This window comes from Sporomusa sphaeroides DSM 2875 (genome assembly GCF_001941975.2).
GTDB classification, from domain to species: Bacteria; Bacillota; Negativicutes; order Sporomusales; family Sporomusaceae; genus Sporomusa; species Sporomusa sphaeroides.
This window is the reverse complement of the sequence record NZ_CP146991.1, coordinates 2,227,949-2,248,541: the sequence shown is the minus strand read 5'-3', so window position 1 is coordinate 2,248,541 and position 20,593 is coordinate 2,227,949. Positions and strand designations below refer to the sequence as shown.

Annotated in this window: 20 protein-coding genes; 2 read left to right on the top strand and 18 right to left on the bottom strand. The window is 44.4% G+C overall.

Going from position 1 to position 20,593, the window contains the following annotated elements:
* Window positions 1–25: 25 nt before the first annotated feature.
* The 10 genes from SPSPH_RS10465 to SPSPH_RS10420 form a co-directional block, all read right to left on the bottom strand.
* Window positions 26–1,273: a VanW family protein gene (locus tag SPSPH_RS10465; RefSeq protein WP_233138784.1), complete on the bottom strand. Its 1,248-nt coding sequence runs from the start codon at window positions 1,271–1,273 to the stop codon at window positions 26–28.
* 263 nt (window positions 1,274–1,536) lie between these two features.
* Window positions 1,537–2,358, bottom strand: a complete 822-nt coding sequence (locus SPSPH_RS10460) for a PRC-barrel domain-containing protein (RefSeq protein WP_075755619.1) — start codon at window positions 2,356–2,358, stop codon at window positions 1,537–1,539.
* A gap of 31 nt (window positions 2,359–2,389) precedes the next feature.
* Complete coding sequence (locus tag SPSPH_RS10455; RefSeq protein ID WP_075755618.1) at window positions 2,390–4,000, bottom strand: tetratricopeptide repeat protein; 1,611 nt, start codon at window positions 3,998–4,000, stop codon at window positions 2,390–2,392.
* A 123-nt stretch (window positions 4,001–4,123) separates the two neighbouring features.
* Window positions 4,124–5,365, bottom strand: coding sequence for an aminotransferase class I/II-fold pyridoxal phosphate-dependent enzyme (locus SPSPH_RS10450; protein WP_075755617.1), 1,242 nt, complete (start codon window positions 5,363–5,365; stop codon window positions 4,124–4,126).
* Window positions 5,366–5,368: 3 nt separating this feature from the next.
* Window positions 5,369–7,162, bottom strand: coding sequence for a GTPase HflX (gene hflX / locus SPSPH_RS10445; protein ID WP_075755616.1), 1,794 nt, complete (start codon window positions 7,160–7,162; stop codon window positions 5,369–5,371).
* A gap of 69 nt (window positions 7,163–7,231) precedes the next feature.
* Complete coding sequence (locus SPSPH_RS10440) at window positions 7,232–7,453, bottom strand: hypothetical protein (RefSeq protein ID WP_075755615.1); 222 nt, start codon at window positions 7,451–7,453, stop codon at window positions 7,232–7,234.
* On the bottom strand, window positions 7,450–8,037 hold the full coding sequence (locus SPSPH_RS10435; protein ID WP_083945470.1) for a hypothetical protein: 588 nt from the start codon (window positions 8,035–8,037) through the stop codon (window positions 7,450–7,452). Before SPSPH_RS10435 ends, SPSPH_RS10440 begins: the two co-directional genes overlap by 4 nt.
* Window positions 8,018–8,623: a GTPase gene (locus SPSPH_RS10430; RefSeq protein ID WP_075755614.1), complete on the bottom strand. Its 606-nt coding sequence runs from the start codon at window positions 8,621–8,623 to the stop codon at window positions 8,018–8,020. Before SPSPH_RS10430 ends, SPSPH_RS10435 begins: the two co-directional genes overlap by 20 nt.
* Window positions 8,608–9,012: an AAA family ATPase gene (locus SPSPH_RS10425; RefSeq protein WP_075756053.1), complete on the bottom strand. Its 405-nt coding sequence runs from the start codon at window positions 9,010–9,012 to the stop codon at window positions 8,608–8,610. Before SPSPH_RS10425 ends, SPSPH_RS10430 begins: the two co-directional genes overlap by 16 nt.
* Before the next feature lie 446 nt (window positions 9,013–9,458).
* Window positions 9,459–9,971, bottom strand: a complete 513-nt coding sequence (locus SPSPH_RS10420) for a hypothetical protein (RefSeq protein ID WP_075755613.1) — start codon at window positions 9,969–9,971, stop codon at window positions 9,459–9,461.
* A 266-nt stretch (window positions 9,972–10,237) separates the two neighbouring features.
* Here SPSPH_RS10420 and SPSPH_RS10415 point away from each other — a divergent pair, with 266 nt between their 5' ends.
* Together SPSPH_RS10415 and SPSPH_RS10410 are read left to right on the top strand one after the other, a co-directional pair.
* Window positions 10,238–10,396 carry a hypothetical protein gene (locus SPSPH_RS10415; protein WP_158027060.1) on the top strand — a complete coding sequence of 53 codons (159 nt, stop codon included), beginning with the start codon at window positions 10,238–10,240 and terminating at the stop codon, window positions 10,394–10,396.
* A 21-nt stretch (window positions 10,397–10,417) separates the two neighbouring features.
* Window positions 10,418–11,941, top strand: coding sequence for a recombinase family protein (locus SPSPH_RS10410; protein WP_075755612.1), 1,524 nt, complete (start codon window positions 10,418–10,420; stop codon window positions 11,939–11,941).
* Window positions 11,942–11,960: 19 nt separating this feature from the next.
* Here SPSPH_RS10410 and SPSPH_RS10405 read toward each other — a convergent pair whose 3' ends face one another.
* From SPSPH_RS10405 to dxs, 8 genes are all read right to left on the bottom strand, one after another.
* Entirely contained in the window at window positions 11,961–12,542 is a 582-nt protein-coding gene (locus tag SPSPH_RS10405) for an AAA family ATPase (RefSeq protein ID WP_075755611.1), read from the bottom strand.
* A gap of 93 nt (window positions 12,543–12,635) precedes the next feature.
* Window positions 12,636–14,039 (bottom strand): SpoIVB peptidase, encoded by a 1,404-nt coding sequence (gene spoIVB / locus SPSPH_RS10400; protein WP_083945542.1) that lies wholly within the window; start codon window positions 14,037–14,039, stop codon window positions 12,636–12,638.
* A gap of 194 nt (window positions 14,040–14,233) precedes the next feature.
* Complete coding sequence (gene recN / locus SPSPH_RS10395; protein ID WP_075755610.1) at window positions 14,234–15,943, bottom strand: DNA repair protein RecN; 1,710 nt, start codon at window positions 15,941–15,943, stop codon at window positions 14,234–14,236.
* 22 nt (window positions 15,944–15,965) lie between these two features.
* Entirely contained in the window at window positions 15,966–16,427 is a 462-nt protein-coding gene (argR, locus tag SPSPH_RS10390; protein ID WP_075755609.1) for an arginine repressor, read from the bottom strand.
* Window positions 16,424–16,999 (bottom strand): tRNA (mnm(5)s(2)U34)-methyltransferase, encoded by a 576-nt coding sequence (locus SPSPH_RS10385; RefSeq protein ID WP_075755608.1) that lies wholly within the window; start codon window positions 16,997–16,999, stop codon window positions 16,424–16,426. Before SPSPH_RS10385 ends, argR begins: the two co-directional genes overlap by 4 nt.
* Window positions 16,986–17,855: an NAD(+)/NADH kinase gene (locus tag SPSPH_RS10380; protein WP_075755607.1), complete on the bottom strand. Its 870-nt coding sequence runs from the start codon at window positions 17,853–17,855 to the stop codon at window positions 16,986–16,988. The genes SPSPH_RS10385 and SPSPH_RS10380 overlap by 14 nt, the downstream gene beginning before the upstream one ends.
* A 14-nt stretch (window positions 17,856–17,869) precedes the next feature.
* Complete coding sequence (locus tag SPSPH_RS10375; RefSeq protein ID WP_075755606.1) at window positions 17,870–18,688, bottom strand: TlyA family RNA methyltransferase; 819 nt, start codon at window positions 18,686–18,688, stop codon at window positions 17,870–17,872.
* Complete coding sequence (gene dxs, locus SPSPH_RS10370; protein ID WP_075755605.1) at window positions 18,685–20,577, bottom strand: 1-deoxy-D-xylulose-5-phosphate synthase; 1,893 nt, start codon at window positions 20,575–20,577, stop codon at window positions 18,685–18,687. Before dxs ends, SPSPH_RS10375 begins: the two co-directional genes overlap by 4 nt.
* Window positions 20,578–20,593 lie beyond the last annotated feature (16 nt).

Below are 20,593 nucleotides of genomic sequence, written 5' to 3'. Positions count from 1 at the left end.
TGTTTTCTTTATAAACATATAAGTCCTATTTTTGAGGCTGCTCTGGCGGAATTTTACTGCCAATCCGTACTATCTTATCTACTGGTATAAATTCATCTGATCCTAAAAACTCCTGGCTGACAATCTTGCCATCTACCTTTTTAATACGATAAGTCGATACTATGAATCCTTTTTGTCCTTCTACTTCGATGATTTCTTTGCCCAGCTCCAATTCAGGATCTTGCTTAATAAAAGTGCGAGGTTCCAAAGCCTTTTTATCTTTAACCGCTATATAAATTTCAGGAGAATTCTCCTTGCGTTTACCAAAAACGTTCACAACAAGCTGATTACCAATAACTTCACTGGTAATATAAATATTTTGGGAAAGTGTGTTTCTAAACTTGAAATCCAATTGATTATCCGCCACAGTAGCATCTTGTCCTAAAGGTACATAGGCGGGTGGCCGAAAATGGGAAGTTCGCTCTTCAATACCCAGGTCGGCTAACAAGATAGCATTATAAAGAGTACTGCTGACCTGGCATACGCCGCCTCCCCAGTCAGGAACCAGCATGCCGTTAATATATACAGGGGCTTCTTTATAACCGAATTTAGATAAGCGTAAACCTACAATAGTATTAAAGGAAAATACATCCCCTGTTCTAAGCAAAGTACCGTTAATGCTTTTGGCAGCCAGTAAGACGTTTTGTGTACGATTATAATCCTTAGGGTCAAACTGAGTAGTATAGGAAGCAATTATTCCATCAATGTGTACCAGATCTTGAGACACAATTGGCGGTACAATTTCTTCTACAATTACAGGAAGCACAAAGCTAAGCTTGGTATTAAGCGTCGCAGTAGCTTCAGCCAAAGTTCCGGCGATATTAACCTTACGGCCTGTTACTTCCGGAACTATTTCAATAGTTGAAGTACCGATTAGTTTTATCCGGGAATTATGCGGTTGCCGGTCTATGCTCTTAGCAATGGCTGCAATAATATCATATAGCTTATCATTATTATATTGGACTGTCAGGGCCAGACTATGTCCCTTGTTTATCGCTATATACCGTTCCTGCAGCTGATGTATGATATTGCCTTTCCGGCCTACCTCATATGCCTGCTGCGCCAATTTGTCAGCTTCAATAGTAAGCGCAATGTCTTGTGCAGAGATGACCCACTTTTTTTCGTTATAGACGGCTGTAATAAATGGGTTATGTTTGGTACGTTCACTAAAGACGGTGGAAATCTTTCGCTCAGCTTCTGCTGCGGATAAGCCACCGACATGAATATCTCCCACACTAACTCCCTGGTAAATATTATTTGTTACCATAAATGCAGTATTAGCTGCAAGCAAGCTGACTGCACTAAACAGTATGATTATAATTAAAAATAAAATTATCTTTGTCTTTCTAGATGTTACAGTCTGCACAGGAATACACTTAATCCTTTCATTGCGTTAAGTGCTGGTAATAAAGCAAACTTTCAAAGGTAAAGCAAGCCCCCGCCAGGACAGCGGGGACTTTATTTCCATTTTAACTTTAACGCGTACGTAATTGAATATTATTGAATATTCATCGATAACTCAACAAATTTGCCGGCAAGTTTGGCTTTTTGCAAAACTTCTTCGGTAACTTCACCACCCTGTTCTATAATTACTGCGCCATTATCGGTTTCGATACGCCGGGCGACTTTTTTACCAAGCAAAAATTTACGATGTTTATCATCGAATTTTTTAGCAGAATCGTCGGCCGGTTGCTGCTCTTTTTCTTTGACAACTTCCACAGGTGCTGCTGGCACTTCGACCTGAGGAGCCGGAATATTCTCCTCAACCGGTGTGACTACTACCGGTTCAGGCTCAACAGGTTGAGCTGCCACAACAGGAATCTCCACCTGGTTAACCACAGGCGCTGCGTTAGTTACCTTTTCATCAGAAATAATGAGTACTTCTTTGCCAAAAGTAACGATGTTTTGTGCTGCAAGGTCAACAATTTCACCTTCGGTTTTTTCAAGTTCACAAATGTTGATTTTACCGGAATTATCAATGGTAAACTCATTAATCTTGCCCTCAATTTTGCCACCTTTGGTAAGCACCTTGGTGCCGATAATCTTCACACCGGCGGCAAAGAATGCTTCAAATTCGGGGCGGTCAGCAAGGGTTAGGATATCCTGGCTGTTATTAATAGTAACAGCATATTCACCCAAACCGGCAATAGCCTCAAAAGGCAACAGCTTGGCTCCTTGATACCATTTGCCATCATCAATAACTAAGGCCGCAACCGTACCATTAGTATAATTAATAAGAAGCTCTCTAACATGCCCAAATTCCTTACCTTCGGTAATGCTAATAATTGGTTGGCCAACAATTTCTACACTTTTCTTCATTTTATAACCCCCATATATTCTCTTAAGTAAATTAGATATTACCTACATTACGCCACTCTCTAAATTCTTCATCTATTTGATCCAGTATATGTGGCGGAATCTCACAAAAAGGAATATCACCCAAACGGTTTTGCACTAAAACATTTTTAGTAATACGCAAATAGGCAATGGTACTAATAAACTCTTGCTCCATCATCTTGTCTTGCCTCGTTTGCGAGAGATTCCGACCATCCAAAAATACTTTTATAGCGTCATCATAAGCTCCCCTATTTTTCAGGATGTTGCCAATTTCAACGGTGAGAAAAGGAGCCGCTTCACTAGCAGGGTATAAGGTTAAGGCCCGGTTAAAAGCATTAAATGCGGCGGTATAGTCATGGCTTTCTTTACTTATAAAAGCAAACTCAAGCAAATCATCTAATTCTTCAGATTCAAACTGCATTGCTGCTCCTGCCGGATGATTGTAATCCATGATCAAGTTATCAGCCTCCTGCACAAATGACGATTCTGGCATTTCCAGAAAACTTTCTTGCTCTGGTTCGTCTTGGCCGGTTATCTCGTCAGACATTGGTTGCCATACTTCTGTTGCTGCAGTTCCAGGGAGTTCTGCGAGCTCTTCCGCTTGGTCTAATGCTCCAGGCAATTCTACCGGTAATTCTTCTTCCGGTGCAAGGGGTTGCTCCCATTCAGGTGTAAACTCAGTTACCTCTTCTTCCCCAACCTCATCTAAATTCTCAGTATCTTCTACTGCCGGCACTGAACCTTCCTCTTGTGCAACAGGTTGTTCTAATACAGCTACAAGCTCAGCTACCTCTTCTTCCTGAACATCGTCAAAGGTCTCAGCATCATCTGCTACTGCCGGTACTAAACCATCCTCTTGTACAACAGGTTGTTCTAATACAGCTACAGGCTCAATTACCTCTTCTTCCCCAGTTTCGTCAAAGTTCCCGGCATCATCTGTTACTGCCTGTATTAAGCCATCCTCTTGTGCAACAGGTTGTTCCAATACAGCTACAGGCTCAGTTATCTCATCTTCCCAGGTTTCGTCAGACAGTGCAGCTTCTGCGCTAACCTGATTATCAACATAATCACCAAATGGTCCAGTTACAGTTTGCTCTTCCAGATCAGCCTCATTAACTGTCGGCAAAATAACGTCATCTGTTGCTGGTAAGACGGCTTCAGACTCCGGGAGAAATTGCCCGGAGGCATTGCTGCTGAAAAAACTCTCTTCCTGCTGCAATACATCACTTGCCGCCGCTTCGTCCACTAGCTTACTTGCAAAAAGAGTGTCACTTTCCGGGTGGGATTCGTTAGTAACAGTTTGAACGATTCCATCAGATGCAACTGCAAGCGAACATGTTGCCGCGGTTTCAACCTCGCTTCCCCGAGGGGAAGGCTCGTCTTCACATTTGGCAACAAAATACGCAAAAACAACAGCAAAAATTGCCAATACAGCCAAGGTACCTGGCAGACCGGCGAAACCAACAACGATTTTGGGCAGGACTAAGCTAATAAACATCGAGCATACCGCACACAAGAGCAGCGGCCGCAATCGCAAACCCAGCCCGAAGATATTGTTAGCCAACTTATATACAATCAAAGTTGCCGCAAGAATAGCAATCAAACTGGCAATGATATATTCCACACTAAACCACCAAACAGCATATTTTTAGCTACAAGCAGCCATACTTCTGCTGTATTCGACGCTTTTACACTTTTTCCTGTCGCAAAATTACCCAGGTTTAAGAAATATGTAAGAAATGTCAGGTTATAGCTCAGCAATAGCGCTGGCCGCTCCTAAAATACCCAGCATAGCATGTTCAAAGGTTAATCCGCCTTGCAAATAGACAATGTACGGCGGACGCAGCGGACCATCGGCGCTAAGTTCAATAGATGACCCCTGAATAAAAGTGCCGCCTGCCATAATTACCTGGTCTGTATATCCCGGCATCGGCCCAGGCACAGGGTGCACATGCGCATCTACCGGCGAATATTGCTGTAATCCCTGACAAAAAGCAATCATTTTTTCCGGCGACCCTAATTCAATGGCTTGAATAATATCACTGCGTATATCATCAGCTTGCGGCAGTGTTTTATACCCCAGTAAATCAAACAACACAGCCGCAAAGATTGCGCCTTTGAGAGACTGGGCCACAACATGCGGTGCTAAGAATAATCCCTGATATAATAAGCGGCTGTCAGCCAGACTGGCCCCCAGTTCCCCTCCCAATCCGGGTGCTGTTAAACGATAGGCGGCCATATCAACCAAATCATCTTTGCCTGCAATATAGCCGCCGGAAGGCGCGATTCCGCCTCCAGGATTTTTAATCAGCGACCCGGCCATAATGTCAGCTCCCACGGCAGTCGGTTCCAGGGTATCGACAAATTCGCCATAACAGTTGTCCACAAAGCAGATGCATTCAGGATTATGCCGCTTTATTTCAGCACATACGACTTTAATTTCAGCGATAGAAAGCGGTTTTCTCAGACTATACCCACGTGAGCGTTGGATAAGCGCTATTCTAGTGTTCTTGCGCATATGTCCGGCAATAGCCGCAATATTAACCCCCTCCGGATTCATCGGCAACTCGCGGTAGCCAATACCGCATTCTTTTAAGGAGCCGGGCGTATGAACCTTGTAGCCGATGACGGTTTGCATGGTGTCATAGGGCGCGCCGGTAACTGCCAGCAATTCATCCCCCGGACGCAATAAACCGAATAGCACACAGGCCAAGGCATGGGTGCCTGATACAAACTGAGTGCGTACCAACGCCTTTTCGGCACCGCCTAGCTCAGCCCAAACTGCTTCCAGGCGTTCCCTCCCGCTGTCCCCATAGCCATAACCGGTTGTTGTCCGGAAAAGGTATTCGGAAACCTGGTGATTACGAAAAGCCTTCAGTACTTTAGCGGTATTTTGTTCGGCAATATCATCTACCGCTGCGAACAGCGGGCGTGCCGTTTCCAGTGCTTTGATTTTAAGGGCGGCAATGTTACTGGGAAATAAGTTCATGAGTTATTCCTCTCCTGGTATATATTTTTTATAACGCTCAAATTGCTCTGGCGGTAAAGAAACAGCAACTGCAATACCGGCCTCTTCATAGGCTACCGAATACACTGTCGCCAAATCATATAGTTTTGCGATTAAACCGCTTTGGTCATAAGGTATCAGCAATGTTGCATCCACTGTGGTTGCTTTTAGATTATCCTCGATCATCACCAGCAGTTTATCAAGATTTGTGCCGTTTTCTGCAGATACCGCAATAGTATTCGGTTCCCGCAGCATACGCCCGGTAATGTGCGGGTTATCAAGTTTATCCATTTTGTTGAACACAGTAATAACCGGCTTAGTTTCAGCCCCTAATTCCCTCAGCACTTGATACACAGCCTGAATATGCTGTTCATACTGAGGATGGCTGGCATCAATAATATGCAGCAGTAGATCAGCTTGCACCACCTCTTCCAGTGTGCCGCGAAAAGCCGCGATTAACTGGTGCGGAAGCTTTTGGATAAAACCTACCGTATCTGTCAGCAAAAATTCCTTGCCGCCCGGCAATATGCTTCTCCTGGTGGTTGAGTCCAAAGTCGCAAACAGCTTGTCCTCTGCCAGTACCCCGGCAGCAGTCAGCTTATTAAGCAAGGTTGATTTACCGGCATTGGTATAGCCAATCAAAGCGGTTGTAGGCACTCTCGCCGCCTGGCGACGCTCACGGTGTAAAGCACGGTGTTTCTTCAGATTTTCAATTTCCTGCTCAATATCATTAATTCTTGACCGTATGCGCCGCCGGTCTACTTCCAGTTTGGTTTCTCCAGGTCCGCGGGTACCGATGCCGCCGCCTAAGCGTGACAATACCAGACCCTGTCCGCCCAGGCGCGGAAGATTATATTTGAGCTGAGCCAGTTCAACCTGAAGTTTACCTTCATGTGACTGTGCTCTTTGAGCAAATATATCCAAAATTAGCGCCGGACGATCAATCACCTTAATCCCCAGAGCCTGTTCCAAGTTACGTTGCTGTGCAGGCGAAAGCTCATCGTCAAAAATGATGATATTGGCACCCAGTTCCTGCCGCACAAGGCTAATCTCCTGCACCTTACCACGTCCTATAAAATAGGCGGCATCCATACGACTGCGTTTCTGCCAAACAGACCCGACAACTTCAGCACCAGCCGTTTCCGTTAACTGGGCCAGTTCACTGAGTGAGTGGCTGACATCCCAGTCACCTTGCCGATCAACACCTACAAGCAGCGCTTTTTCTGATTGAGCCATAGTGGAAACAGCCTCTTTGCTGTCCAACAAACGTTCAAGCTGATTGGTTAGGTAACCCAAATCAATTTGGATAAACTCCTTAAGTGATATTGGGCCTACTGTTCGTACATCATATTCGTCAGCAGTATGGCCTGAAATAAAACCAAAACTAATCTCATGAATACCGTTTTTAATACCAATGGCGGCCATAATATCAAACCGCAGCTTTTTAAGTGATGCCACATCGATACTGCTTAACCGGCTATCGCCGCCCGGATGGGTATGTATGCACCGGATGCCGCTCAGGCGGCCCGGCGACCGTCTGCCGTCTGTTGCCGGCAGAGTTACTGTCTTAGTATCGCCAACCGCCACCTGCACAACGATTCCCCGCCGGTTAATATATACGGCTATTTCACGGTTTAATTGCTCGGCGATAGCCGCCATAGCTTGTGCCAACTCAGTTGTAATTGTCTGCCCAAACGGAACCGTATATTGGTATAACTGCTCCAGGCTATCTATAAGTACTTTCTTTAAGCCGTCCTTTTCTCCATGCACTTCAGGCAATTATCAAACACCCCTAACTTCTCTGTCTTAGTTTAGATAATATCCACATTATACTTTACACCATTTTTGTTATAAAGTATCCACACCCCTGCTAAAAATTTCGCATTGTGACGCTTTTACCCAATTTTCATCACAGATAACGCACTTTCCTGCTTCCAATGAGTCTTGACGCAGTTTTAACGGCATCAGGACTTCCGCTTCACGATAGCCCGATTTCCATCCTTGCCGTTTTCCCATACAATAGCCTAGCAAAAAGGCAAACAGACTGCCAATAATAATATAGAATATCATATACGTACCCGCTCGTAACGAAAAGATAACAAATAAATAATTGCCGTACCGGTAAATACAGGAAGAAACAGGTAATCATTCACTCTCCAGGCAATCATTATACATGCTAAACATACAATGATGCACTCCATTCTGCCAAACCGGTTTGCCAAATTACGCTGCCCGGCCATCTGATCACTCCGGGCATCAATATAGTCATCGAATAACTGGACTGCCAATACAAAACTAACGGCAAACAACATATTGCTCCAGCCAAATAAGATTATCCCCGCAATACATGCCAGAAATGACTCCTGAAAACCGGTTAACCGGCTGGGAAACCGCTCATGCATACTGCCGAACATCCCAATAATATAGCTGGCAAAAAACAAAGACAGACTTAGCGATGCATTAATACCGGCAGCCAGGGCCAGCAAAAACATAGCATATAACATAGTACCCTGCTCTAATATTCTAGCCCAATTAGGTTTCCCGACAACCGCATCATAGTCCTTATCTAAATAGTCATCAGCCAATTTTACGGCAGCGGAGCAGCATACCACCGCCATTACTGTAGACAAAAACTCAAATATTTCTAGCCACACAGGCTTTCACCTCTTTAAATCCCTGACTATACAGTGCAGATATGGGAATAACTGTAGCCTTAGGAAAAGCGGCTGTCAAATGCACTAAGTTGTCTTTAGCTGAATGCAAATCATATTTGTTGCCTAGCAACAAATATGATTTGCGAACAATACCATAGTTATAAAACTCATGGTCAATAGTAGACGTATTATTTATAAGATTTTTGCCGATAAGAGATAAATCTACCATATGCAAAATAAGGTCGGCAGAACGCAGTAAGGCAATGGTCTGCGCCATCCCTTTACGAATGGTTCCATCCTGGTGTATTTGTTCACTAACGCCACAAGTATCAGTAAGTTTAAAATTTACCGCCGTCTTGCCTACTGTCATCCGTAAAACCACGGATTGCAAAGATCGCGTTTTATGTAGGGCCATACCGCATAATTCCCGCTTTCCTTCTTCGAGCGAAAAATGCCGGCAGGTCATTAAATCATCGTAGGTGCGAAAAGTTACATCAACACTTTTGGCGCCAAGATAGCCGGCAAAATTAAGGGCAAACATAGTTTTGCCTGAATTAGGCCGACCAATAATTACACATTCTCGCATGGCTCCACCCCCGTAATATCCCTTGGTTCTATGACCATCAATTCTTCTCTGGTGGTAGAATGCTTACTGATAAGGCGCACAGCCTGCCGCCTTATCGCTTTCTCAATAATGTTCCTTACCGTGCGTGCATTGCCGAATTTATCATCACTATTGTTTGCCGGCGGATTTAGCGAATGTAATAACGCACTTTTTGCCTGAACAGTAAGCTGATACTGGCGTTTTGCACATAACTGTTCGGCAATTTGCAGCAATTCCTGTCTATTGTAATCGGGAAAATCAATGTGAATCGGAAACCGGGAATGCAGTCCCGGATTAGTCTGCATAAATTTTTCCATTTCTTGCTGATAACCGGCTAAGATAAGAATAATCTCATCTTTATGATCTTCCATAGTTTTCACGAGACTCAGGATACAAACAGGCATAAAAAGAGATATGTTTTACTTTTGGCATCGCTCCATAAGCAGAAAACCAAGCTATTAGGAGCAACGCGACGCTAGAACTTGTGTGAATCGCTTAGTTCCAAGCGAAGCGCGGAACTTCCTTTAGCTAAGGTCTAGGTCCGAAGCCTCCAAAAGCTGAAAAGCCAGGCGGCATTCCTAAAATCCGTAAACTCACTGCGCTCAAACAGTACGGATTTCTTAACAGAATACCGCCCGGCGTTTCTCCTACGGAACACTTTTTCCGGCAATGGCCGGAGGGTTACGGGAGTTATCAGATGACAGTCGCCCGTGCCGGGTCTTGTGTTGGCACGCAAAACTTATAAACACGATATAAAGGATGAGCTTCATAAACACGCCAACATTACAAATATTTCCAGGAAATATTTGTAATGTTACTATCTGAAATCACGTGGCAGCTTAATTGAACCTATGGGAGATTTTATTTGTCCAGGCTCATAAGCCGGACAACGTAAAGACTTGTCCCTATATTTAATATTGCCTGTTATAAAATTTTGGTGAAAGTGGTCACAATGGTTTGCCTGTTTAAAGCGGCAATCCGGGCAATCGGCAGTGGGAGCAAGAACTCCCTCCCTTGCTTTAGTAATAAATTGTTTGGACTGCAGAAGCTCCTGTAAATACTCCTTAATCAGCCGGGCTACACCGGCAGTCTGTAAATGATTCAGTTTTTGCAGATTTTTGATGGCTTTATCAAGCTCTATCTCGTATAACAAGGTATCAGGTATTTGTTTAAGCAGCGCCAAATCATCGGTAAGTGTTTTAAGCTTACTTCTTGCCTGTATGGGATTTGACCCAAGATAAATTGATGTGTTTTTTGGAAGTTTTGTTTCACGGTTGTAGGTGCTGTCTTTTAAATAAAACGTTCCGTTTTTCCGTACCTCAATGTGCATGGTTAGCTACCTCTCCAATTCATTTCTTTCCCGCCACTATTAACTACTCACACATAAACAGTGAGTAGTTAATCCAGCAAAATCAATAAACTCACTACTGTTATATGAGTTTATTGTAGCATGTTTTTTCTAAACTCACAATAAAATTATGAGTTTATTTAATTGTGCCATATCAGCCTCTGCCTGCCTCATTGCTGAAGTTATGGTTGAAAATCCTGGCAAACAGACAACCAGCTCTGGCATAGGATTAACTGAGGTGATGAACTATGAGAGAGCATGATACATCGAAAAAAGCGATAAATGCCGCTATTAAAATAATAATAGTAAATGAAAATCCTAATAAGCATGATGAGTATAGTAAGATATTTATGTCACCGCTTGTTGCAGGGTTACTGCAACGCCTTCAGTTGTCCCAAGCTGAGTAGCCGCAGGCAAGGGGTGAAAAAATGAAAGTAGCTATTTACGCCCGTGTCTCAACCGATCAACAGGCAGAAAAAGGCTACTCCATCGAGACTCAGCTTGAAGCTTGCCGAAAATATGCCGATGAACTGCGGGCTGTTACGGTGGAAGAGTTCGTTGATGACGGCTATTCGGCAGAGTTTATCGAACGTCCGGCCCTTACCCGCTTACGTGCAGCAGTAAAAGCTAAGCAGTTTGCTGCAGTTATCTTCTATGACCCGGACAGGATGGCCAGAAATTTGCTGCATCAGCTGATCATTGCCGAAGAAATTGACAAGTCTGGTGCTGAACTGAAGTTTGTAGTGGTAAATTACGATCAATCAGCAGACGGTAAGTTTATGTTTGGGATCCGCGGTTTATTGGCAGAACTTGAAAAGGAAAAAATCAAAGAGCGTACCATGCGCGGTAAACGTGGCAAAGCAGCTAAAGGGCTGGTGATTAGTGATACTAAACCATTTGGTTACACCTTTGATCCCCAAAACAGCACTTATGTTATTAATAAGAAAGAGGCCGAAATAGTCTGTTTGATCTTTGACTTTATGGTTAAAGAAAAAATGGGGACAGCCAAAATCTGCAAAGAGCTTAATGCCCGGGGTATCCCTTCTCCCCGCACTAAAAACGCCTGGATTGTTTCCAGCGTACATAGGATACTGACCAATACCCTGTATAAAGGTGTTTTGTATTCCATGAAATATCGCTATGAAAAAATCGGCTTGAAACAGAAAAGACGAACTCTGCGACCGGAGTCGGAGTGGATACCTGTATTTGTTCCGGCAATTATTGATGAAATGACCTGGCAGGCCGCACAACAGCAGCTCCGGGAAAATAAGAACCTTGCCAAACGCAATCTAAAGCACAATTATCTCTTACAGGGTCTTGTCAGCTGTGCGAAATGCGGGCGAGCCATGGTAATCTCCCGTTCCGGCGGCAAAGAGCACAGTTATTATGCCTGCATTAGCCGGAAAAGTGCATCCTATGCTTGTTCCGGCCGGAAATCCTGTATAGCCAGGCAGATTCCTACCGAAGTACTAGATACCTATGTGTTCAAGTATTTGCTGGAACACTATTATAATCCGGTTAAGATCGGCGAATATATTCAGGAATTTGCCGGTCGTAAAGACCTTCAGAAGTATGAAATGGCATTAGAGCAACTAACCAAAGCTGAAAAGGAGCTGACAAAACAAAAAACTGCTGTGCTTCGCTGGTTTCACCAAAAGATATTGTCAGAGGTGGAAGTCGAAACTCAATTACAAGACATTAGGCAACAACTCAGCACCATTTTGCACCTGAAAAAATCCTATGAAACTGAATTAGCCGCTATCCCTCAGACGCCTTCGCTAAACGAAGTTATTGAAAAAATTGACCTTAAAATACAGGAAACCGAGTTCACTATAACTGAAAAAAAAGCCGCCTTACGAGCCATAATCGACAGCATTATTGTTGAACGAATAGATAATACCCGCGGCCGTGGCAGCCGGCCTGAAATCAATGTTATGCTCAAATTAAAATGAATCCTGCACGCCAGCCGGTTCATCTGCTGCTTTGCTTCCACGGTTTCACCATACAATCGATGGCTTCTTTGCCAAAATCCTTCTCACCGCCTCTGGCTAATGAATAGGCTTCGTCAATAAACAAGATACCCCCATAAGCTTTTTTGAGTTGTTCTCTTGTCTTTTGGGCGGTATGACCAATATATTCGCCAACCAGATCTGCCCGTTCCACTTCAATAAGATGCCCGCGTGACAATACTCCCATTTCCCGGAATACCTTGCCCATAATCCTGGCCACTGTAGTTTTGCCTGTACCGGGGTTACCTTTGAAAATCATGTGCAGTACCAACGGTTCAGTATTTAAACGCTCTTTTTCCCGGCGTTTTTGAATTTCAATAAATGCGTATATCTCTCTGACCAGCTTTTTTACCTCAGATAAGCCGATAAGATTATCAAGCTCATGGAGAATTTTTTCAATCCGTTCCTCTACATTGGACTGAGCACTGGCAAAATCACCGCCAGTACTAGTTTCAATTTCACGTAGTTTTTTAAATGCTTCTATTGGTGATAATTCCCCTGTTCCAATAGCAGCTAATACTTCTTCAGGGCATAGATAAGCCATACTCTCACCCCACTACCCGTCTATACCAAAATCATAATGACTTCATGAAACTTTTCCGTCTACGCTTTCAGCGCAGACGTACTGGGCTTCGTGCTATATAGTATACGTTATGAGCAGCAAAAGGTGATTACTGGCAGGAACACAAAAGTCTGCCAGAAAACTAAATAATTTTCTGGCAGACTGGCGTTCATTTTTAGGAATTATCCCGCTTTCCATCAGCATCCAATCCACAAAACAACCATAACCGCTGGTTGGGTCATGAACAAATACATGAGTTATTGCACCTACGAGTTTACCGTTTTGAATAATGGGGCTGCCGCTCATGCCCTGCACAATCCCCCCGGTCTTTTCTATCAGTCGTTGGTCAGTAACTTTAACAACCAAGCCCTTGCTTTCAGGAGCTTCCTGCAAATTAATTTTTTGAATTTCAATAGCAAATTGCTCAATGGTTTGTCCGTCGACCACTGTCAGCATTTCAGCAGGACCCAGTTGAATCTGGCTCATAGACGCCACCGGGATAGCTTCAGGATATTTTTCATTTACAAGTCGTGCATTCAATTCACCATAAATTCCGAACTGGGTATTCTTGCTAATATTGCCTAGCAAGTGATCTTCTTCAATGAAAACACCTATTTTTTCTCCCGGATGACCCCTTTTTCCATGCTGAATGCCTGATACTGTGGCAAGTACAATTTTACCCTGTTCGCAATCTATGGGCTGATTAGTATCACTGTCAGTAATTATGTGCCCTAAAGCGCCGTAGATTTTTGACTCTGATTCATAAAAAGACAGTGTCCCGACTCCTGCCGCACTATCCCGTACAAATAAACCAATGCGGTAACGTTTGGTATCATGACATAGTACTGGCGATACAGTAACATGTTGCTGACCTTCGGTACGTTTAAGCAAAACATCAATATTTCGTTTGTTTTTACCGCTCTCGTCAATAATTTCGGCTACTTGGGCATCACTTTGCACAGGTGTTCCGTTAATGCTGATAATTACATCACCTACGGCAATGCCAGCATCTTTTGCCGGAGTAACATATTGCCCCTGCATGGTTAATACGGGTGAGTTACCAACAACGATAACCCCTTGGGAACGAAGCACCACGCCGATGGAGTGCCCTCCGGGAACAAGTTTTATGGGCGGCAATACATCTACTTTGACGGTTCGAAACGGTATTATACCGAATAATTTAAACTCGATAGTCGATTGCCCAAGCTTGACAGGTTCGAGCGAGACCGGCCGGGATAACGCCATTGTTGGCAATAACTCCGGTGCTTGTATACGAATGCTGCCACCATCCTGCTTAACCCTGACGGTAAGTGGAAAATTTACATCAAACAGCGCTGTCTCACCCTCAATGACCCTAATATGCATGGGAAGACCGTAAATATTCCGGAATTGGGGAGAAAAACAAAATGCAAAGATTGTGCTGATAATCAACATTGCCAAAATTAACCTGCTGTTCAGTAAACGATTAAATCTTGTCATGTTTTCTTCCATCACTCCCTATTACATTCTTCCCAAAATTTCCACTTTACCTTCACCTCATTTTTTTGTTTTCAACCGGCTGCAAACTTAGAATTTCCCGAATGCAAAGAGGATTATTCCGGAGTTATTGCTATTTATTGCCTTGGCAGCTGAATTTGCGGCATTTTTTCAATAAAAATAGCGCAAGCTTGCGCTTACGCTTTATTTTTCCAGTTTTCTTTTTTTTTCTTAGAATTTTCGAGCATTTGAGCTGCATTATCCATAGATAATTTTGTTATCTCACCAGATGCCATTCTGGCCAATTCGGTAATTTGAGCGTCCGGATTAAGGGTAGTAACCTGTGTTCTTGTTCGTTCCTCTTCAACAATTTTTTCGATATAAATATGACAGTCGGCCATGGAAGCAATTTGCGGCAGATGAGTTATACACAATACTTGTTTGTCGAAAGCGGCAATTCTGGCAATTTTCTCAGCTACTTTTTGGGCTGTCTGTCCACCAATACCGGCATCAACTTCGTCAAAAACCATAGTAGCGGTTTCATCCCGTTCGGAGCATACTGTTTTGATAGCTAACGCTATCCGTGATAATTCGCCGCCTGACGCAATTTTATGCAATACCTTAGGCTCTTCACCCGGATTTGCTGAAAACAGGAAATATACGTCATTGGCACCATTGGCAGTATATTGCTGGTTTCGCTTGACGGCAACCAGTAATTGTGCTTTTGGCATACCTAAATCAGCTAAATGGACTGATATCTGCTTTGCCAGCTCCAGACCGGCTGCCCGGCGCCGACTGTCAAGCTCGTCAGCCAATTGCTCCACCTTAAGCGAGAGGCTGTGTTCTTCCTGTTCAAGCTGACTAAGCCGTTCATCATAATTAGTTATGGCAGTAAGCTCACTGCTGGCCTGCTCATAGTATTGCAATATGTCGTCAACCGTTGCTCCGTACTTTTTCTTAAGTTTATAAATTATGTCAAGACGGTCTTCCAACTTAGCCAGTTTAGCTGGGTTAAAGTCTATATTTTCCTGGTAATTTCTTAATTCACTCATTGTTTCTTCCAGTTGGTACAGCGATTCGGTTACAACAGCTAATTGCTGCTCAATAGCCTGATCATAGCGTGCAGCCAATTCAAGCTCCTGTTTGATATCGGCCAGACAGGAAACTATGCCGCTAAAGCCTTTATTTCCCTGGCTTAACAGCATATAGGAACGCGATATGGCCTTAGTAATTTTTTCGGCGTTAGCCAAAACCTTGACTTGACTTTCCAGTTTTTCTTCTTCACCGGAAACCAGAGCGGCGGCAGCAATCTCCTGGGTTTGCCAGGCTAGCATTTCTTCACGCTGCAAGCGTTCCCGCGAATCTTGTGTAAGCCCGGTAAGCTCTGTTTTAAGTTTTAGCCACTTTTTGTAAGTTTGGCGGTATTCATCTAATTTGGGCTTGATATCGGCGGCAAAAGTATCAGTAAGAGCCAAATGAACCTCAGGTTTTAACAGGGCCTGGTTCTCATGCTGCCCATGCATATCAACAAGTTTTTCGCCAATTTTCCGGAGAATAGCCAGGGTTACCTGACAGCCGTTGACATGAATGGAATTTTTCCCATGTCTGGTCAAACGTCTGGCGATAATCAAGCTGCCATCATCTTCCGGCACAATCCCTTGCTCATCAAGGATGCTATCCAGGGAATGAATACCAGCTATATCGAATACCGCTTCCACCCGGAAGTCATCAGCCCCGGTACGGATAGAATCTGACGAAGCTTTGCCACCAATGATAGCTGATAATGCATCAATTAAAATAGATTTGCCTGCTCCGGTTTCCCCTGTCAAAATGGTTAGGCCAGGGACAAATTCAATATGAGCTCTGTCAATAAGCGCAAAATTGACGACAGTCAGTGATTTCAGCATATGTATCTCCCCTCAAAACACGCTACATTCCCCGCCCCATCAGCGATTGGAATTTTGCTATGACTTGCGGAACAGCTTCAACAGGCTTTACCAGTACGAAGATGGTATCATCACCGGCCACTGTGCCGATAATTTCAGGCCACTTTACATAGTCAATAGTATAGGCGACTGCCTGAGCGGTGCCCGGCAGTGTCCGCAGAACAACAATATTCTGGCTATAATCAATAGTGACTATTGAATCATGAAAAGTGCGCTCCATACGGGCTTGCGACAAAACAATATTTTGCTCAGGCGGAAAAGCATAACGATACCGCCCGTCGCCTGTCGGTACTTTAATTAACATGAGTTCTTTTATGTCGCGGGAAACAGTGGCTTGTGTAATATCAATGCCTTGTTTGCTAAGCGCGTCAGCTAAATCCTCTTGGGTTTCAATTACATAACGCTCGACAATTTCTTTAATCTTTGAATGACGTAACGTCTTCAATCTGTTTGCTCCTTCATCTTTTCGATTATATACAAAACAGGTGGGTTGTTTCTTTGATTTACCATTGACCAGCAAGCAATGGCAAATGTCTCTTGTTTTAAGCTTGCCAGGTATTCCTGTACAGACTGGCATTCCTGTCTGCCGTGTTCATAACCGGGATAGGCAGCAATAGTCATCAGTCCCCCCACCGCCAGCAGCTGTAAGCTGTAAGTTATGGCCTTTATGGTAGTATCAGGGCAAGTATTTATTTGCCGGTCGCCTCCCGGCAAATAGCCCAGATTAAACATAACAGCATCTACCGGCTGATGTAGATAGCTCAGAATATTGGCATGACTGTCCAACACTAGTCTGACTTTGTCAATCAGCAACTGCTTGGTAAGCAGCTGCTTGGTTTTAGTCAATGCCTGCTGCTGAATATCAAATGCCCAGACAACGGCCTCATTGGGGGTATTTTCTGCCAAGAATAACGTATCCCTGCCGTTGCCGGCGGTAGCATCAACTACCTGGCCGGCTGCTGCCAGCTTGGGGCGCAAAAGCCGGTGGGCCATCAGTACCGCGTTAGCAACTGCCATCCCTGTCGCCTCTCCTTAACTTGGTCCGCAGAGTTTCGTAATAGCTTTTGCCGGTAAATTTGATAAAGCGCGCCCGGAACGGCGACCGCCGGACAACCACGATATCATTGGGCAGTAGGCTATAAACCGATTGCCCATCTACGGTAAGCACAATATCATCATGGGTAGCCTGCATCCGGACTTTTATCTCTTCCCGTTCGGAGATAACCAGAGCTCGGGAATGAAGTGTATGCGGACAGATTGGGGTAATAACAATTACTTTTAGCTTCGGATTGACAATAGGTCCGCCGGAAGATAATGAGTAACCGGTTGAGCCGGTAGAAGTAGCAATAATAAGTCCATCTGCAGGATAGTCAGCGGTAAGCTCTTCATCAATATATAATTTTAGTTTTATCATGCGGGAGAAGCCGCCTTTGGCAATAACAATGTCATTTAGCGCCGGCGAAATGTAAATGGGACTGCCATCACGGATGACAACAGCATCTAACATGAGCCGTTCCTCTATATAATAGTCACCTTTAACCAGTCTCTCTAATGCAGTGCTTAAATCAGGCAGCTCAATCTCTGTTAAAAAGCCCAGATTTCCCATATTTACTCCGCAAACCGGGATACCAAAAGGTGCAATTTCTCTGGCAGTGTTTAAGAGTGTTCCGTCACCTCCTAAAGTAATGCCAAACGTAATGTCCTTTCTAACACATTCCAGTTTACCGGCCAAGTGGGAGCATTTAAGCTCTAATGCCGCATCTTCCGGCATAACCACTTGAATATTGCGTTCTTTAAAATATTGTATAATCCAGCCCAACACTGTACCAATACTCTGTTTTTTCGTGTTGGGAAACAAGCCTACAGTCAACAAACCTATATCCTCCATTATCCGGTTAAATTGGCATGGGCGTCAGCAACTACAGCAGCGATTGTTGGTTCATCCACTATTGATTCACTGGCTGCATTAGTAAGATATAATAAGTACTCGATATTGCCTTCCGGGCCTTTTACCGGTGAATAAGTGAGTCCTAATGGCGATAGTGCCAATAGCCTGGAAATGTTTACTATATTGTTAATAACTTCACGATGGATGGCCGGATCTCGTACTACACCTTTTTTCCCCACCTTATCCCGCCCTGCTTCAAATTGCGGTTTGATGAGTGCTATTACTGCCCCTTGGGAGGTAAGCAGTGTTTTTACTACCGGCAATACTTTATCCAACGAGATAAAGGCAACATCTATGGAAACAAAGTCCAATGGTTCAGCTAAATCTTCAGGCCTTATATTGCGAATATTGGTTCGCTCCATATTGACTACCCGGTCATCTGTCCGTAACGACCAGGCAAGTTGTCCATAACCGACGTCAATCGCATAGACTTTCGCGGCGCCATTCTTAAGAGCGCAATCGGTGAAGCCTCCGGTCGATGCGCCAACATCAGCCATAACCTTGCCGGTCAGGTCCAGATTAAAATAGGCCAGCGCCTTGGCAAGCTTAAGGCCGCCCCGGCTGACATAACCAATACTGTCGCCATGAACGGCAATATGAGCAGAAACGGGGACAACGGTTCCGGCTTTGTCTGTTTTTTGGCCGTCAACAGTAACAATTCCGGCCATAATATAGGCTTTAGCCCGTTCACGGCTTGCAGCCAATCCCTGTTCCACTAATAATACATCAAGACGCTCTTTTGTCCGTTGTCCTGTCATTTGCGCGCTCCAAACTGCCGGATAAAGGTTTCAACACTAGTGGCTATGCCTTGATCATCCAGGCCATGCTGAGTTAACAGCTGACCTCGCTGGCCATGCTCAATGAACTTATCAGGCAGTCCCAGACGTAATACTTTAACCCAGTTAAGGTTCTGTGAGTTTATATACTCAAGCACAGCCGAGCCAAACCCTCCGGCTAACATATTATCTTCAACAGTGACAATAATCCCGGTGTCACGCGCCAATTGACGGATAGCCTGCTCGTCCAACGGTTTTATATATCTGGCATTGATTACACTGGCGGAAATTTCTTTCCCGGCTAATATCGCTGCCGCACTTTTACATGGTTCAACCATAGCGCCTGTGGCCAGTAAAACCACATCTTTCCCCAAAATTAATTGTTCAGCCTTACCTGTTTCCAGCTTAGTAAAACAGTCTTGCAGCTTAACCCCGACGCCGTTACCGCGCGGATATCGAATAGCAACCGGCGCATTTAGTTCGGTGGCAGTATACAGCATATGACGAAGTTCGTCTTCATCCTTAGGAGTCATGATTACCATATTGGGAATATGCCGTAATAAGGAATAATCGAAAACACCATGATGGGTTGGCCCATCTTCGCCAACAATACCGGCCCTGTCCAGCATAAAGATAACCGGCAGATTCTGCAGGCATACGTCATGGAGAATCTGGTCATAAGCACGCTGGATAAAAGTAGAGTATATTGCGACAACAGGACGTTTTCCCTGGGTAGCCATACCGGCGGCCAAAGTAATGGCATGCTGCTCGGCAATACCCACATCAAAAAAACGCTTAGGAAAGGTTGCGGCAAATTTTTTAAGACCTGTACCGTCAGGCATGGCGGCGGTTATTGCAACAATATCAGGGTTTTGTTCCGCCAATTTGACGATAGTATCGCCAAATACCTGGGTATAGGATGGTGCGCTGGTTGCATTCTTTTGAATTTCGCCTGTCTCAATACAGAAAGGACCGACACCATGAAACTTATCGGCATTGCGTTCGGCCGGCGCATACCCCTTGCCTTTCTGGGTTAATAAATGGATCAGCACAGGCCCTTTAACACTTTTCGTTTTATCCAGCACATCCAAAAGCAAGGGAATGTTATGACCATCAATGGGGCCAAAATAAGTGAATCCCAATTCTTCAAACAACATGCCGGGAACTAACAGATATTTCAAACTGTCTTTTACCCGTTCAGCAGTATTGGCCACACTATCGCCAATAGCCGGAATCCGCCTTAGTAGATACTCAATATCATGCTTGACTTTTGAGTAGGTCGGCGCTGTACGCATTTTAGCCAAATATTCGGACATGGCGCCAACATTTTTGGCAATAGACATTTCGTTATCATTCAAAATCACTGTGAGATTTATCGCCAAATGCCCTGCATGGTTAAGTGCTTCATATGCTTGTCCGCCTGTCAGCGAACCGTCCCCGATAATGGCAACCACATTGCCTTTTGCGCCCGACATGTCGCGGGCCAGCGCAATTCCGAGAGCAGCAGATATCGAGGTGCTGGAATGTCCGGAACCAAAAGCGTCGTGCTGGCTTTCACTCCGTTTAGGAAATCCGCAAATCCCCCCGCTTGTCCGTAAGGTGGAGAAGGTTTCCCGCCGGCCTGTTAAAATTTTATGTACATATGCCTGATGTCCGACATCCCAGATAAATTTGTCTCTGGGGCTGTCAAACATTTTATGGAGCGCCAACGTTAGTTCGACAACCCCTAAATTGGGGGCCAGATGTCCACCATTGTTCGCTACCGTATGTATAAGAAGCTCGCGGATTTCCCCGGCGAGCTTTTCTAATTGGAGCACAGACAGGTGTTTAAGATCTTGTGGCCCATTAATACCGTTAAGCAGTTTACTCAAACTGGTTCCCCGCTTT